This is a genomic window from Lacrimispora sphenoides JCM 1415 (assembly GCF_900105615.1).
In the GTDB taxonomy this organism is placed as follows: Bacteria; Bacillota; Clostridia; order Lachnospirales; family Lachnospiraceae; genus Lacrimispora; species Lacrimispora sphenoides.
This window is the reverse complement of record NZ_LT630003.1, coordinates 124,850-140,348: the sequence shown is the minus strand read 5'-3', so window position 1 is coordinate 140,348 and position 15,499 is coordinate 124,850. Positions and strand designations below refer to the sequence as shown.

General features: G+C 45.6%; 14 protein-coding genes. 1 reads left to right on the top strand and 13 read right to left on the bottom strand.

Features of this window, described 5'->3' with window-relative positions; translation table 11 throughout:
• The first annotated feature begins 63 nt into the window (after positions 1-63).
• A complete protein-coding gene (locus tag BMX69_RS00565) occupies positions 64-576 on the top strand; it encodes an AraC family transcriptional regulator (RefSeq protein WP_054790657.1) in 513 nt (170 codons plus the stop codon).
• A 166-nt stretch (positions 577-742) separates the two neighbouring features.
• Here BMX69_RS00565 and fsa read toward each other — a convergent pair whose 3' ends face one another.
• From fsa to BMX69_RS00500, 13 genes are all read right to left on the bottom strand, one after another.
• Positions 743-1,396, bottom strand: coding sequence for a fructose-6-phosphate aldolase (gene fsa, locus BMX69_RS00560; RefSeq protein WP_054790656.1), 654 nt, complete (start codon positions 1,394-1,396; stop codon positions 743-745).
• Between the two features lie 34 nt (positions 1,397-1,430).
• Entirely contained in the window at positions 1,431-1,805 is a 375-nt protein-coding gene (locus tag BMX69_RS00555) for a VOC family protein (protein ID WP_054790655.1), read from the bottom strand.
• A gap of 10 nt (positions 1,806-1,815) precedes the next feature.
• A complete protein-coding gene (locus tag BMX69_RS00550) occupies positions 1,816-2,454 on the bottom strand; it encodes an RpiB/LacA/LacB family sugar-phosphate isomerase (protein WP_054790654.1) in 639 nt (212 codons plus the stop codon).
• The gene (locus tag BMX69_RS00545; protein WP_100041243.1) at positions 2,451-3,386 is read right to left on the bottom strand and encodes a transketolase family protein; all 936 of its coding nucleotides are present in this window, start codon (positions 3,384-3,386) and stop codon (positions 2,451-2,453) included. The genes BMX69_RS00550 and BMX69_RS00545 overlap by 4 nt, the downstream gene beginning before the upstream one ends.
• A gap of 4 nt (positions 3,387-3,390) precedes the next feature.
• Positions 3,391-4,203: a transketolase gene (locus tag BMX69_RS00540; RefSeq protein ID WP_025231613.1), complete on the bottom strand. Its 813-nt coding sequence runs from the start codon at positions 4,201-4,203 to the stop codon at positions 3,391-3,393.
• 34 nt (positions 4,204-4,237) lie between these two features.
• Complete coding sequence (locus BMX69_RS00535; RefSeq protein ID WP_025231612.1) at positions 4,238-5,245, bottom strand: ABC transporter permease; 1,008 nt, start codon at positions 5,243-5,245, stop codon at positions 4,238-4,240.
• On the bottom strand, positions 5,239-6,747 hold the full coding sequence (locus BMX69_RS00530; protein WP_100041242.1) for a sugar ABC transporter ATP-binding protein: 1,509 nt from the start codon (positions 6,745-6,747) through the stop codon (positions 5,239-5,241). Before BMX69_RS00530 ends, BMX69_RS00535 begins: the two co-directional genes overlap by 7 nt.
• Positions 6,748-6,799: 52 nt before the next feature.
• Positions 6,800-7,789 (bottom strand): sugar ABC transporter substrate-binding protein, encoded by a 990-nt coding sequence (locus BMX69_RS00525; RefSeq protein ID WP_054790653.1) that lies wholly within the window; start codon positions 7,787-7,789, stop codon positions 6,800-6,802.
• A 349-nt stretch (positions 7,790-8,138) separates the two neighbouring features.
• Positions 8,139-8,834: a FadR/GntR family transcriptional regulator gene (locus tag BMX69_RS00520; protein WP_100041241.1), complete on the bottom strand. Its 696-nt coding sequence runs from the start codon at positions 8,832-8,834 to the stop codon at positions 8,139-8,141.
• 213 nt (positions 8,835-9,047) lie between these two features.
• Positions 9,048-12,188, bottom strand: a complete 3,141-nt coding sequence (locus BMX69_RS00515) for an alpha-mannosidase (protein WP_100041240.1) — start codon at positions 12,186-12,188, stop codon at positions 9,048-9,050.
• Positions 12,189-12,208: 20 nt separating this feature from the next.
• Positions 12,209-13,030, bottom strand: coding sequence for a carbohydrate ABC transporter permease (locus tag BMX69_RS00510; RefSeq protein WP_100041239.1), 822 nt, complete (start codon positions 13,028-13,030; stop codon positions 12,209-12,211).
• Between the two features lie 12 nt (positions 13,031-13,042).
• Positions 13,043-13,921: a carbohydrate ABC transporter permease gene (locus BMX69_RS00505; protein WP_100041238.1), complete on the bottom strand. Its 879-nt coding sequence runs from the start codon at positions 13,919-13,921 to the stop codon at positions 13,043-13,045.
• A 112-nt stretch (positions 13,922-14,033) separates the two neighbouring features.
• Positions 14,034-15,455 (bottom strand): extracellular solute-binding protein, encoded by a 1,422-nt coding sequence (locus BMX69_RS00500; RefSeq protein ID WP_054790650.1) that lies wholly within the window; start codon positions 15,453-15,455, stop codon positions 14,034-14,036.
• Positions 15,456-15,499: the final 44 nt, after the last annotated feature.

Below are 15,499 nucleotides of genomic sequence, written 5' to 3'. Positions count from 1 at the left end.
TCATTTTATATCATTGTACTGTGGAAAAGGACCGGTCCTAATACAAGGAAAGAAGGAAATACAATGACTTTAAAAATAGAACAAATAGAACAAATAGCTCCCTGCTCCATGGCTTATATCAGGCATACCGGCCCTTATGGTCCGGGCAATACAGAGACCATGGAACGCTTAAAGCACTGGGCAAAGTCCAGGGATTTAATGAACAGCCATTCCGTCATTCTGGGTATCGCCCAGGATAATCCACAGATGATACCGCCCGAAGCATGCCGGTATGATGCCTGTATCCTTCTGCCTGACGGATGCCCTGGCGGTAGTTCTGTTGGTGGCTCTGTTGGCGGCTCTGTTGGTAACTCTTCCATTGAAAAGGAGGTTCACATTGGCAGCATCACCGGGGGCAAGTATGGAGTCTTTACCATCGATCACACAGCCGAGGCAGTTAAGCGGGCCTGGGAAGAAGTTTTCCCGCAGCTTTTTGCAGAAAGCTATATTCCTGATTCTTCACGGCCGATTTTAGAACGTTATAAGGCAGAACTTATAGAGCGGCACCTTTGTGAAATCTGTATCCCTATTCAATAAATCCTGGTTGAACGTCCGGCATGATAATGGCTTAAGGAATCGTCAGAAGGACCACGCGAAGTTCTGAAGCTGCTGGGTCTGAAGCTGCTGGGTCTGATAACCTGAATCAAAAAATAGAAAGAAAGGGCGAAGCCTGAAAAGGCTCCGCCCTAAACTACTCTACTGGTTATTCACCAAATACTGCTTTATAATCCGCCTTGAATTTCTCAATTCCCTGATCGGTCAGCGGGTGCTTTACCATCTGTACCAGTACACTGTAAGGTACCGTAGCAATGTCGGCTCCTGCCTTTGCACAGTCGATGACATGGATCGGATTGCGGACGCTGGCTGCAATGATTTCTGTCTCAATTCCGTGTTCCCTGAAAATATCCATGATGTCACAGATCAAATCAATGCCTGGCATAGAAATATCATCCAGACGGCCCAAAAACGGTGAAACGTAGGTTGCGCCTGCGCGGGCAGCCAAAAGTGCCTGAGCGGCAGAAAACACCAGTGTCACATTGGTCTTGATTCCTTCTGCAGTCAATACCTTAACGGCTTTCAGTCCTTCCACGGTCATAGGGATCTTTACTACCATATTGGGATGGATCGCTGCGATTTCACGGCCCTCTTTGATCATGCCTTCTGCATCCTCAGTTGTCGCTTTCACTTCTCCGCTGATGGGTCCGTCCACAATAGAAGTGATTTCTTTGATGACTTCAACGAAATCCCGGCCTTCTTTGGCGATCAGGGAAGGATTCGTGGTAACACCGCAGATGATGCCCATATCGTTTGCTTTCTTTACGTCTTCCGTATTTGCTGTATCGATAAAAAATCTCATGGCAATTCTCCTTAAATGTTATATTTATTCATAACTAGCCAACTTTGCAAAATTCAATCTTCTCACCATTCGGTCCCTGAAAAAGAAAGAAACGATTGGGGAGAGGTGCAAACATCTGGTTGGATTCTATTCCGTCGGATAAAAGTTTATGTCCCAGGGCCACGATTTCCTCATATGCTTCATCCAGGTTTTCGCAAGTCAGGGCAATGTGATCGATGTTACCGATGGGCTTTATCTCCTGGCGTCTGGGATAGTATTCAATGACACAGGTCCCGCATTGCAGCATTCCGCGGATTCCTCCATCCACCAGTCTGGTAAATCCCAGATTCTCGTAGAAAAATACGGTTGCTTCCGGTTCATCCGTGGGAATCGCCACATGGGCAACTCCCGATGGTTTGTTTTTCAGCATTAGGAACCTCCTATGCCAGCAGGCTCTTTACATATTCTGCAATGGATTCATCCTTGCAGTTTGCGAAGAACAGCTCTCCGAATTTCTCGCCGCCAACAGCTCCCTTTACCAGTTCCTGGTCAAGTCCCTTTAAGCAGGTCAGGATATCCTTTAAGTTATTTTCTCTTACCACATCTAAGATTTTTTTATTTCTCTGCTCCGGAATGGCTCTCTCTCTTGGATAGCCCTGTCCGCTTTCTTCAGAGAATAATTTTTCAAATGTATACTCCAGATTCAGTTCTGCACCCCAGCCAAAGCCCTTTGCAAATGGCATTGCGATCGCATTGCCGTCGTTGATCTGTGCAAACATGTAGCCGTCGCTTGGGTCACACACATGACCGCAGATCACGCCCGGGAAGCTGTTTAAAGCCAGCATGGCACCTTCGCCGGTTCCGCATCCGGTAATTACATAATCCGCTGCTCCGGAGTTTAAAAGAATGGCTGCCAGGATTCCGTTCTGTACATAAGTCAGGGAATTGCTGTCCTCTGCAGAATACATGCCATAGTTATCCACTGTATAGCCCTTTGTATCTGCAACCTTCTTTAAGCTGTTGTAAATCATTTCGTTTTTAGCCGCCTGGCTGTTCTCATTAATTAATGCGATTCTCATGCTTCCAACACTCCTTTTATCTGATTATATACTTGTTTCTCACTCAGTCCGTATTCCTCCAGAAGCTCTTCCGGCTTTCCGGACTGACCGAACCGGTCCTGTACACCGATCTTTTTAAATGTGACATTACACTTATTTTCCAGAAGAACATCGCCAACTGCATCTCCAAGACCGCCGATGATGCTGTGTTCTTCCACGGTTATAACATTCTTACACTTCTCAGCATATTTCAAAATGCACTCCCTGTCAATAGGCTTAATGGTATGCATATTGACAACAGTGACGGATTTTCCTTCTGCCTCAAGCTTCTTTGAGCATTCCAGTACGGTAGATACCATGATGCCGCAGGCAAATACCACTGCATCCGTACCTTCTTTTAATACGTTTGCCTTTCCGATTACAAAGGGCATATCCTCTTCAAACACCGGGCTTGGAAGTCTTGCGAGGCGAAGATAAGCAGGACCCTGCATATCTGCAACTGCCTTAACGGCACGGTGGGTTTCGCTGGCATCACAGGGAACGATCACGGTCATGCCGGGGATTACCCGCATAAGAGCCATATCTTCAATGGCCTGGTGGCTTCCGCCGTCTTCGCCAAGTGTGATTCCGGAATGGGTCATACCCAGCTTTACATTGAAATTAGGGTAAGCGACACCATTTCTTACCTGCTCATAAGCCCGTCCTGCGCCAAATATGGCAAAGGTGCTGCAGAAAGGTATGTATCCCATGGTAGAAAGGCCTGCACTCATATCAACCATGTTTGCTTCTGCAATGCCTGCATTAAAAAACCTCTCCGGGAACTTTTCTGCAAAGGTCGCAGTCATGGTAGCATGTGCCAGATCCGCATCCATTACAACAACTTTTTCATTTGCCTCGCCAAGTTCAGCAAGTGCCTCACCATATGCCACTCTAATTGCTTTCATTTCACTCATGTCATTAACCCTCCAGTTCCTTTAATGCCTGCTGTCTTTCTGCTTCACTTGGTGCCTTACCGTGCCAGCCTACCTGGTTTTCCATAAAGGAAACGCCTTTTCCTTTTACAGTGTGTGCCAGGATGCATTTTGGCTTTCCTTCCATGGTGCTGATGGAGTATGCTGCCAGAACTTCTTCCAGATTGTTGCCATCCGGAAGCTCCAGTACATTAAATCCAAAAGCTTTGAATTTGGAAGATAAATCACCGAGGGACATAACCTGTTCATTGCTTCCGTCGATCTGAAGACCGTTATTATCAATGATGATCGTAAGATTGTCCAGATGGTAGTTGGCTGCTGCCATGCATGCCTCCCAAACCTGTCCTTCCTGAAGCTCTCCATCTCCAAGCAGGGTATATACCTTTGTATCCTTATTCTGAGCCTTTGCTCCAAGTGCCATTCCTACCGCAATGGAGATTCCCTGTCCCAGAGAGCCGGTGGAAGCATCGATTCCGGGAACCTTTTTTGCATCTGGATGTCCCTGAAGAATGCTGTGGAGCTGACGGAAGTTCTTGAATTCCGCTTTGTCAAAAAAGCCCATCTCGCCTAATACCGCATAATAGCAGGGAGCTGCATGTCCCTTGCTCAGTACAAAGCGGTCCCGGTCCTCATTGTCCGGATCCTTTGGATCTACCCGCATCTGTGTATAAAACAGTGCTGCCATCAGCTCTACCGCTGATAAAGAACCGCCTGGATGGCCGCTGGCTGCATCAGCTGTCATATTTATAATATCCTTGCGGATATCCTTGCATTTCCCTTTTAATTCCACAATGTCCATCATGTTCTTATGCCTCCGTCTAAATTATGTAATATTACTTTTTGAGAGAACCTCTCTTTTTTAAGTAATCCACGTACACCGCTCCAAGGATTACGCATCCCTTTACTACAAACTGCCAGTAGCTGCTTATCTTAAGTAAGTTCATACCGTTATTGAGAACACCGATGATCAGCACACCGATCACGGTTCCGCCCATTGTACCGATACCGCCGTTAAAGCTTGTACCGCCAAGTACGGAAGCTGCAATTGCATCTCGCTCAAAGCCTTCTCCTACGGATGGCTGACCGGAATACAGCCTTGCTGCCAGAACCACGCCGGCTAAGGCTGCCATCACACCACTGATGATGAATACCCTTACCTGGATCCATTTGGTATCAACACCGGCGTATTTAGCTGCTTCCTTGTTTCCGCCGGTGGCATAGACATGACGACCAAAGGAGGTACGGTTCATGATGAAATAAAGAATTACAAATGCAACGATTACAAATACAACCGGAATGGGAATTCCAAGGAAGCTTCCTACTCCCATGTTGTTGAATGTTTCGTTATTGGACTGTGCGGGCTGACCGCCTGTTAATATGTAGCTGACACCTCGTACGATAATCTGCATGGATAAGGTTACGATAAATGGCGGCAGAGTTGTGTGCGAAATAACATATCCATTGAAAAGACCGATGACCGCACCAAATAACAGGGGGATCAGAAAGCAAAGGATAACCGGCAGTCCTGCATTTCCGCAGCGTACGGCAATAACACCGGCAGCCGCTACAACGGAGCCTACGGATAAGTCAATGCCGCCGCAAATCAGAACGCATGTGATACCGAATGCAATAAAACCATTGACGCAGACCTGGCGCAATACGCTGAGCAGGTTATTTTTAACAAGAAAGGTATCGGTTGTAATCGATAAAATAATACACAGGAATACCAACGCGATCATGGCTGCCATATTGCGCTTCAGCCAGATCATCAAGGGATTGGTGTTCCAGAGGCTTGGTGCTTGTATCTCAGATGTCTCTGATTGATTCTTCTTGCTTAACATGTTGTATGTTCTCCTCCCACTGCAAATGACATGATCGTTTCCTGTGTAGCTTCCGTCTCCTGCTGGTCTAGAATTCCGGCCAGATGTCCTTCCCTCATGATGGCAACCCGGCTGGAGTTATTGATGATCTCAGGAAGCTCCGAAGAGATCATAATAATAGAAACTCCTTCACTGGCCAGGCTGTGCATCAGCTTATATATCTCTGCCTTTGCGCCTACGTCGATCCCTCGGGTCGGTTCGTCCAGAATGAGTACCTTCGGCTTTGCTGCCAGCCATTTGGATATAACGATCTTCTGCTGGTTGCCGCCGGAAAGCTCTCCTGCCGTCTGTTCCACGGAGGCCATCTTAATAGAAAGCTTCTGCTTGAACTCATCTACAATATTCGATTCCTTTTTCTTGTCCACTCGTAACTGATGTATAAAATCAGAAAGCACCTGGAATGTCAGATTGGTTGCAATGCTATGGCTAAGGAAAAGCCCCTGCTCCTTACGCTCTTCCGGCACCAGTGCGATGCCTGCGTTCATTGCATCCCCCGGTTTACTGATGGTAAGTTTTTTCCCTTCCAGCCAGATCTCTCCTGACTGAATGCTGTCAATGCCGAATAACGCCAGTGCCAGCTCGGTACGCCCCGCCCCTACTAATCCTGAGAATCCAAGTATTTCCCCTTTTCTCAATGTAAAACTGATATCAAATACCTTATCGGTTGTTAAATGTTTCACTTCCATGATGACGTCCCCGCCGATGACACGTTTGTTTCCATACATGTTGTTAAATTCACGGCCTACCATCATACTGATTAATTCATTTTCTGTTGTTTCTTTTGTATCTCTGGTTCCTATAAACTTACCGTCACGGAGTACCGTTACCGAATCGCAGACCTTAAAGGTCTCTTCCATACGATGGGAGATGTAGATCATCGCAACTCCGGCTTTTCTTAAACGGTCGATCTGTGCAAACAGATTGTCTGTCTCGCTTTTTGACAAAGATGCTGTGGGTTCGTCCAGAATCAGGATTTTTGCCCCCTCATTCACCGCTCTTGCAATTTCTATCATCTGCTGCTGGGCTACGGATAACCCCCGAATCAGCATTCCAGCATCCAGATCCAGTCCCAGCGCATCAAGAGCTTTCTGCGCCTCATGCTTCATTTTCCGGTAATCCACCAACTTCAAATGGTTTTTTGGTTCCCGGCCAAGAAAAATATTTTCTGCAATCGTCATCTCAGGAATGTTGGTGATTTCCTGATGAATAAAACTGACACCATACTTGCGGGCATCGTCTACGGTCTTTATGGAAGCTTCCTTCCCGTCCATGTAGATGATGCCCGAATCAGCACTGAAAATTCCGCCAAGGATCTTCATTAAGGTGGATTTTCCTGCTCCATTCTCTCCCATAAGAGCCCGGACTTCTCCGGGCTTTATGGAAATACTGACTCCGTCAAGTACAACATTGCGACCAAACGCTTTGGTTATATCTTTCATTTCAAAAACATATTCATTTGACATGTTTTTAACACTCCTGTTCTGCATTCTTCGCTACGGGTCAACACTTTACGGATTACTGATCTACGTTCTCCTCTGTAATGATAGACATCGGTACGACTACCTTCTCCTCAATGGTCTGTCCGGACAGAAGACGATAAGCGGTTTCGATACAGGTTGTACCGATTCCTGCCGGATCCTGTGCTGCAGATGCTACCATTTCGCCGGCACGGATAAAGCCTTTACCTTCATCAGAGCCGTCCACGGAAACAACCTTGGTAGCGTCTAAGCGGCCTGCTTCTTTAAGGGCTGCGATGGCACCGCGTGCTGTCGGGTCATTGATTGTGAATACTCCGTCGATTACCGGGTTTGCGTTGATAAAGTCTACCATGATCGGCTGAGAATAATCAGACTTTGGCTTCTCAACGTCTTTGGCCTGGATGATTTCAATGTCTGGATATTTCTTTAATTCTTCTTCAAAACCGAACTGACGGTCATAACAAACTTCTGTGGTACTATATGTAATTTCTACTACTTTACCTTTACCGCCTAAAGAATCTGCCAGAGCCTGTGCACACAGTTTTCCGGCTTCTTTATTATCAGAAACAACCGTACACTGAACCAGTTCCGGGTTCTTTACTGAGGTATTGAATGCAATGACTGGTATGTCAGCTTCCTTGCATGCTTCCAGAGTGGCACGTACTCCTTCTGAGTTGATCGCGGAAATACAGATAACGTCACAGCCCTGGTTGATCATATCAGCCACGTCATTCATCTGCTTATTCTGGTCACCGCCGGCATCCTGAATGATCAGTTCATCCTTCGGGTCGCTAAGGGCTGCCTGCATGGCATCCTTGATCTGGATGAAAAACACATTGGTTAAATCCGGTGCAGAAACTCCGATCTTAATCGGCTCTCTGGTTTCTTCTGCTTTTGCTGCGGTTGTTTCTGATCCAGAGCTTGCTGCTGTGGTTTCCGTTACATTGCTTTCCTTTGCAGTGGAACCGCAAGCGCTTAAAGATAAGGCCATCATGGCTGATAATACAATTGCAGTAACTTTTCTCATAATAATCCACCTCTCAACATTTTTTCATTCTTTTGTAGCATACTTTGATTTGTTTTTGTTTTTATACCCTAGTTTTTGTTACAAATGTTTAAACCATTGTATGATATCATTCTCTATTGCGTTCCCGGGTTTGCATTTTTGTCTGCTGTCATACAATATCGCAACTAAATAATACATTTTTTATCGAAATTTGTCAATAGGATTTTTAAAATTATGCAAAACTAACAAAGGTCTGTCATACACTTTCCCTCTGAGATTGTATTACACCTCTTCCATTTTCTGGAAATTCCCCTAAAAAAGCAGCAGAACGATCTACTTCCATTCGTTCTGCTGCTGCTTTTTATACCTCTTACCGCTTAATGATAACATTCAAATCCGTGTTGATCAGAGAGATATGCCTCTTTGCATAAAGCTCTGACACCTCTTCGTCCCGCGCTTTTAAGGCTTCCACTATATTATGATGTGCTTTTATGGCATTCTGTGCATTTTGCGGTACCTGGAAAGTCTTTAACCGGAAATCCCGTATGCACTCATCAATCTTTCTGCTCATAAAAATCAGCATCTTATTTTTGCTGGCTTCCACGATCTGCCGGTGCAGCTTCTCATCATATTTTGCCATCCCGGCGATGTCCTCTTCCTCCACTGCGCGGATAAACCGGAAATGGATCCGTTCAATCTGCTCAAGCTCCGCATCAGTGGCCCGTTTCGCTACGATCCTTGCACATAAGGGTTCCACGGCACTTCGGACCTCGATATAATCTTTTAATTCCACTTCATTTTTAAGGAACCATTCTGCCAGTTCTTCCTGCCCCAGCTCTTTTTTACTGACCAGAAATGCTCCTCGTCCGGGTTTGATCTCCACCAGGCCACGGGCCTCTAGAATACGGAAAGCTTCTCTGACTGTACCACGACCCACCGTCAGCTTCTCACACCATTCTTTTTCCGTAGGCAATTTTTGCCCGACTTCTATTCCGTCTGCTGCAGCAAATTCCTTCATACTGTTCACCACCTGCTGCACGATCGGAATTCTAGAAACCTCTTCCATTTATTCACACTCCCTCTTCTTCAAATTCATCTTTCGTCTAAATATTCCATGATGTCATACAATCATTGTATCACATTTGAAGAAAACTGCAAACATAAACATGATTTTTCTACTTTTTTCATACCCATCAGACAATCCAGTTATTTTTCCGCTGCATAAAAAAAGGCCAAAGCAGTGACTTAAAAAGTCTGCTGCTTCGGCTTGAAAAAAGGATTACCGGAACGTAACCTTCCACGTTTTGATCTCATAAGGATGAATTGCAAAAGAAGCCATTCTGTCCTGGCAGGTTACTTCTGCCTCATCTTCTTCCAGCATGTTGCATTCCATGATCCTCTGAATGTCCATGCCAAAGGTCATATTCCCGGCGGTTCGTCTGTTGTTTGTCTCATAAAAGCGAAGGATGAGTTCATTCCCCTTTTGTGACTGCTTCACAACCTCAATGACAACGTTATCGGCATCCGCTTTTACCAGAGAAAAGGCTCCGGGCAGGTGTCCTCCATCTTTCTCTTTTACAAGAGCTGTCATTGGATTATTCATGGTATAAGCCTTTTGTATTGTTTTTGCCGTTTTCCAGTCGCCCTTGTGAGGATAGATGGAAAATACAAAGCTATGGTGCTCCTTATCTGCATCCGGGTTTGGATAGGTTGCCGACTTTAACATGGAGATTCCGATCTCACCGTCATGGACGTGACAGCCGTACTTACAGTCATTGATCATGCTGACTCCATAATCATCTTCTGAAACATCGACCCACTTATGCATGCATACCTCAAATTTTGCATAATCCCACATAGTATTATAATGGGTTTTTCTTTTTACATTTCCGTACTGAATCTCAAAAGTAGCTTCGTCCGTATGGATATCAACCGGGAGAATCGACTTTAAGAAGATATGGTTTTCCTTCCAGTCGATCTCATTGCGAATGATGATTTCCGGGCTGTTGTATAACAGAGAGATGTACTGTTCAATGACGGAGTCCAGATATCTTCTCTTTACACAAATTGTAGCGCGGACCGGACCGTTTTCCACAAGTTCCATGCTGCTTACGTCAGTAATTTCCCAGGACTTTTCTGCATAATAGTTGTTTACATCCCAGGCATCATAGTTGTGAGGTCTGTCTTCATAGGTCATGAGTACATTGGCATGCCTGTTTTCTTTTAACACTTCCCGTTCATTCTGCTTATCATAAATCGAAGAAATCTGTCCGTTTTCATGGAAGGTCACGCAGATAAACTCATTCTCCAGATGTCTCTCATCTGCTCTTAAGCCGGTATCACAGCTTCCTTCCCGCAGTTCAAAGGTCTTATAGCCCTTAGAAGGAACCTGGGAAGCACAAAACAGCCAGGAACCATCTCCAGCTTTCTGTGCAGGAAACAGGATCTCTCCATCCTTTACCGCTAAGCTTTCCATGTACTCAGGAGCCTTAAAGGATACGGCTCCCTCCCCCTCAAAGCTGTTAGGATTAAATACAACCAAATTATCCTTATGGGCAGACACACCCTCTAAAACATTGGAAAGAGCATGATCCACCAGTTCCCTTCCAGCTTTCCCTATTGTTTCGTATTCCTTTTTGGAATCCTCATATACCTCTTTAATGGAAGATCCCGGAAGGATATCATGGAACTGGTTTCTTAAAATCACTTCCCATGCATCCTCTATGGTCTCTCTGGGATAAGGATTCTGATTTAATACTCCATCTAACATGGAGTAAAATTCTGCATTCTCAAATAAAAATTCTGATTTCCGGTTGAACTTTTTATTTCTTGCCATAGAGGTATAGGTGCCCCTGTGGTATTCCAAGTATAATTCTCCGACCCAGGAAGGCAGATATTTTTTTCCTCTTACTTCTTTATCCAGCTTTTCAAAAAATGCCTTAGACGTACTCATCACAGTCCTTGGACAGCCTGGTATGCCTGTTTCAAGCCTCCGCTGGTTTTCCAGCATATCTTTGGTAGGGCCGCCGCCACCGTCTCCGTAGCCAAAGGACATTAAGACCTCATCATTTAGGTATTTCTGGCTGTATCTGGCCCAGGCTCCTTTTACCTGTGAAGGATTTATGTATGCGTTATAGGTGGTGAAATGCTCGGTTTCTGTTCCGCCTTCTTCCGCTGCCTTATGATAGTCACGGCTTGGGCTGAAATGGGTTAAAATTCTGGTTCCGTCAATTCCTTCCCATTCAAAGGTGTCATAGGGCATTTTATTGAATTCATTCCAGCTGATTTTAGTAGTCATAAAGTATTTGATGCCGCATTTTTTCATGATCTGAGGCAGGGCGGCAGAATATCCGAACACATCAGGAAGCCATAGAATTTCATTGTCCTTCCCCAATTCTTCCCTGAAAAATTCTTTGCCATGAAGGAACTGGCGCACAAGGGACTCCCCGGAGGAAAGATTGCAGTCTGCTTCCACAAACATGCCGCCTTCTGTCTCCCATCTTCCTTCTGCAACACGTTTTTGTATCTCTTCATAAACCTCAGGAGCATGCTTCTTAACATATTTATAAAGCTGGGGCTGGCTTGACATGAAGATGTATTCCGGATACTGTTTCATCAGCTCCAGCACCGTGGAAAAGCTTCTTACCGCCTTATCCTCCGTAACCGCAAGGGTCCATAACCAGGCTACGTCAATGTGGGTATGGCCCACGCAGTAAACCGTTTCTTTGCTGTTTCCGCTATATTTATCATAGAATTCTTCCTTCATGTATTGCCGGGCTTTTTTAAGGCTTTCATAATATTCTTCCGAATATTCCTTTCTTAAATCCAGAAGATTTAAGGATTCATTCACTGCATGAATGATGGAGAGATAGGCACTGTCGCTGTCAGGAAGAAGCCTGGCGACCTGATAGGGAACGGAAATATCATAATAATACTGTTCTGATTCCCTGTCTAACACCTTTATCCTGGAATCCATGACAAGCTTAAAATTCTGATCCCCGGTAAATGCGGATAAAACGATTCGAAACGTCTCACCTGGCTCTGCCTTTTCCGTCAGCAGTACCTCCCTGTGATTGACGTCAAGCCCCTGCCGCCTGACACCATTGACGTAAATGGTGAACTGGGGATTTGTGGCATCCCACAGCCCTTCTCTTCCTGTTTTGCATTCATACACCACCCATTGATCCTTAAAATCTTCAGGAATGGTAATGACTGTTTCAAACCAGAAATATTCCCTGTGGCCGCCCCACAGTTCTGCACTAGTAAGCTCTTCCCAGTCATCGGTACGAAGGTCCTGGACATTTAAAAAGCGTTCCCCGGATTTTAACATCCGGTAACTGGTGACAGGAACTTCTTTCACATAGATAAGTTCCTTAAGATCTTCCACCAATTTTCCAATCCGTTCTTTGATCAGTATCATTGTAATCTCCTCCTTATGCATCAGCCTTTGGCTGCGCCGGCCATATTAAAGCCCTTTGACATATAATTTTGTGACAAAATATAAAGGAATATAGAAGGAATGGCATAGATGGCTGAGTAAGCGGCCAACTGTCCATATATTATCATACCATGCTGTCCGAAAAATTGATATAGGGTTACAGATGCCGGTAATTTATTTAGGGTCTGCAACAGGATATAGGGTATAAAAAAGTTGCCCCAGCTCCCTGAAAAGGTAAAGATGAAAACCACGCAAATTCCCGGAAACATTAAGGGAGCGATGATTTTCCTAATGCTTGCCAATGTGGACGCACCATCTACCCAGGCCGCCTCCTCCAGTTCTATTGGAACATTGTCCATAAAATTTTTCATAAGCCAGATCCCATAAGGCATGGAGGTAGCCGTCAAAAATAATATGAGACCTAAAGTCTTGTCATAGAGTCCAATGGTCAGGAACATCTTATACACCGGGACCATGACTGCCGTTATGGGAAGGGATGTCATAAATAAAATCGTATATAAAAACAGATTTTTATAACGAAGTTCATATCTTGACAGGGGATAGGCTGCCAGACCTGCAAAAAACACCACCAGGACCGACTGTCCAAAGGAAATGAGCAGTCCGTTGGCAAATGCACGCTGATTGGTCTGACTGGACAGGATCACCTTGTAATTATCAAGGGTCCACTGGGTGGGCACCTTCACCGCCTGAGAAGCGTTGCCGTCAAAGGAAGCCAGCACGATCCAAAGCAGGGGAAGGACAAATATAACCGCTAATAGGGTCAGCACCCCATAGGGCACCGTTTTTCTTAATTTCCAATACATGAAGCACCTCCTCTAGTCCTTTCTCATGACTCTTGTATAAAAAACACTGAGCACAATCCCGATCACAAGCAGAATCATGGAAATAGCCGTGCCGTATCCCAGCTGTTGGGAAATAAACGCCTGCCGGTACATAAAAATGGGAAGGGTCAGGGTTTTGGTTCCAGGTCCCCCGCCTGTCATCATGTAGATCAGCCCGAATACGCCCAGGGTCGATAAGGTATTCAGCATGGTATTTGTGGCTATGGTGTTCTTGATGCAGGGAAGGATGATCCTGATCATGGTCTGAAAAGGGCCTGCCCCATCCACCTTTGCCGCTTCCTCAATATCCGCCGGTACCCCATCTAACGCTGACTGAAAGTTCATCATGGAAAATGCAGTCCCATGCCATATGTTTGCTAAAATGACCGTTGCCATGGGAATGGCAAACAGGAATTCCACGGTGGGAAGATGGAAAAAAGAAAAGATCTGGTTTAAGGTACCTTCATCTCCGAAAAAGGTGCTGCAGCATAAAGCCACAACCACCTCCGGCATGATCCAGCCTGCCAGGAAAACAGGACCTACGATCCCCCGGAAGATCCTGTTTCTGTTTCTCATGTTAAGGGCAATGAGAAAACCCAGTACCTGCTGCCCGATCAGGCTTCCAAGGAGAAAAACAAGGGTGTTGACTATGCTGATGCGTACGGTGCGGTCTTTAAACATGCTGACATAATTGGACAGGCCGATAAATTTAAGCTGTTTTGCATTCTCCCCTGATAATGCCAGGTTTGTAAAGGAATAATAAACAGTCAATAAAATCGGCATCACAAAAAATATAAGTAAAAGGACCATAGAAGGCAGAATTAATACTGATTTTCTTGCTTCCGCAAACAGCGGGCTGCTTTTTTTATTCATGGTTTCCTCATTTCCGCCCTGTCTTTCAGGGCATATATCCGTTTGGATAAAAACAGGGAGAGCCAGGTGCTTTGTTATTGCACGTTAGCCCTCCCCTTCAAATCCTGAACGTTTATTTTGTCACGGTATTATCTGCGCCAACGCTGTTCGTCACGTCTGATTTATACTGCGCCATTGCATCCTCCGGACTCGTACCTGACACCACCGATTCTACCATAGTCTGTATATGGGTGGTAACCGTTGAATACTGGCTGTTTCTTGGCCTGTAGAAAGCTCCGGATAAAAAGCCGGTGCACTTTTCCATAAAGGGCTGGGAAGCGTATGTAGGATCTGCTGCAATATCAGTTCTGGTTGCAATATTTCCCTGGGCAATGATGGTATCCAGATAAATATCATAACTCATGCAGTGCTTGATAAAATCCATTGCCGCATCCTTTTGATCGGAAAGCTGTGGTATGGATAATGCCCAGCCGCCTGACATGGTGATGCTACCCGGTTTCTGCCCCTCAGAGGTGGGCATGGCTGCGATACCAAGCTTATCCTTATATTCCGGCCATGGAGCTGATCCTGTTTCCTTGTAATTTCCTGTCATCCAGTATCCGTCTAAGGAAATGGCAAGCTTGCCTCCAGGTAAATATTCTCTGGAAGCAATGTTTCCTGCCTCTCCGTTTAATACCTTGGAAAGGGAGGGACCGTATCCTTCCTTATATATGGTGTTGATAAAACTCAGGGATTTTAAAATATTTTCGCTGGATGCGATCCATTTGTCATTTTCATCTAACAGCTGCTCACCTGTCCCGTAAAGAAGCATCTCATAGGTCTGCATAGAGGTGGCTTCTCCGCTCGCTACTCCTGAATTGCACCAGAAGGGCACCACGTCCGGGCATTTCTCCTTGATGACCTTGCAGGTATCCAGGATATCCTGCCAGGTTTTTGGCTGCCACTCCGTATCTAAGCCGGCTGCCTTAAATATGTCCTTGTTATACCACAATCCGCGGGTATCGGTACAGTAAGGGATTCCGTACACGCTTCCGTCACTGTATGTAACTCCCTCCACCAGCGGCCCGTAAAAGGTCCCGTCATTCCATTCCTTATAATCCTTTAAGTAGGCTGAAAGATCGGTAAGATAACCGGCTGCCACGTCTGAGGGAAGCTGGAACGTATCTTCGCAGACTATGTCCGGAGCCGTATCCGCTGATTGAAGTGCCAGCGCCACCTTTGCAAAATAATCTCCTTCTGAAGCAGTAATGGGGGCAATGTCAAGTTCGATGGAATCCTTTTTATCATATGTCTCATACGCATTCTCAAACCAGTTCTTCAGAGCATCGCTTCCTCCATCCCGGAAGGTGATGGAAATTTTCGTCTTTCCGCCTGTGCTCTGGGTTTCTGCTGGTTTTCCGGTTTCCCCGGAAGCTGCTTCTGTCTTTCCTCCGGCTGTTGTCTCCGTCTTTGTCCCGGAGCCCTGGCATGCTGCCAGGGAAAGAATCATGGCCGATGCAAGCACCGCTGCTGCAACTTTCTTCATTTTCTTCATAAAACCCTCCCATCTCTTATTCGTCTCCCAGACTTTCTGGGAAG

What these genes read in the sequence shown, in the direction of transcription:
- BMX69_RS00565 (WP_054790657.1), top strand. Translation starts at nt 64, where the DNA reads ATGACTTTAAAAATAGAACAAATAGAACAAATAGCTCCCTGCTCCATG.
- fsa (WP_054790656.1), bottom strand. Translation starts at nt 1,396, where the DNA reads ATGAGATTTTTTATCGATACAGCAAATACGGAAGACGTAAAGAAAGCA.
- BMX69_RS00555 (WP_054790655.1), bottom strand. Translation starts at nt 1,805, where the DNA reads ATGCTGAAAAACAAACCATCGGGAGTTGCCCATGTGGCGATTCCCACG.
- BMX69_RS00550 (WP_054790654.1), bottom strand. Translation starts at nt 2,454, where the DNA reads ATGAGAATCGCATTAATTAATGAGAACAGCCAGGCGGCTAAAAACGAA.
- BMX69_RS00545 (WP_100041243.1), bottom strand. Translation starts at nt 3,386, where the DNA reads ATGAGTGAAATGAAAGCAATTAGAGTGGCATATGGTGAGGCACTTGCT.
- BMX69_RS00540 (WP_025231613.1), bottom strand. Translation starts at nt 4,203, where the DNA reads ATGGACATTGTGGAATTAAAAGGGAAATGCAAGGATATCCGCAAGGAT.
- BMX69_RS00535 (WP_025231612.1), bottom strand. Translation starts at nt 5,245, where the DNA reads ATGTTAAGCAAGAAGAATCAATCAGAGACATCTGAGATACAAGCACCA.
- BMX69_RS00530 (WP_100041242.1), bottom strand. Translation starts at nt 6,747, where the DNA reads ATGTCAAATGAATATGTTTTTGAAATGAAAGATATAACCAAAGCGTTT.
- BMX69_RS00525 (WP_054790653.1), bottom strand. Translation starts at nt 7,789, where the DNA reads ATGAGAAAAGTTACTGCAATTGTATTATCAGCCATGATGGCCTTATCT.
- BMX69_RS00520 (WP_100041241.1), bottom strand. Translation starts at nt 8,834, where the DNA reads ATGGAAGAGGTTTCTAGAATTCCGATCGTGCAGCAGGTGGTGAACAGT.
- BMX69_RS00515 (WP_100041240.1), bottom strand. Translation starts at nt 12,188, where the DNA reads ATGATACTGATCAAAGAACGGATTGGAAAATTGGTGGAAGATCTTAAG.
- BMX69_RS00510 (WP_100041239.1), bottom strand. Translation starts at nt 13,030, where the DNA reads ATGTATTGGAAATTAAGAAAAACGGTGCCCTATGGGGTGCTGACCCTA.
- BMX69_RS00505 (WP_100041238.1), bottom strand. Translation starts at nt 13,921, where the DNA reads ATGAATAAAAAAAGCAGCCCGCTGTTTGCGGAAGCAAGAAAATCAGTA.
- BMX69_RS00500 (WP_054790650.1), bottom strand. Translation starts at nt 15,455, where the DNA reads ATGAAGAAAATGAAGAAAGTTGCAGCAGCGGTGCTTGCATCGGCCATG.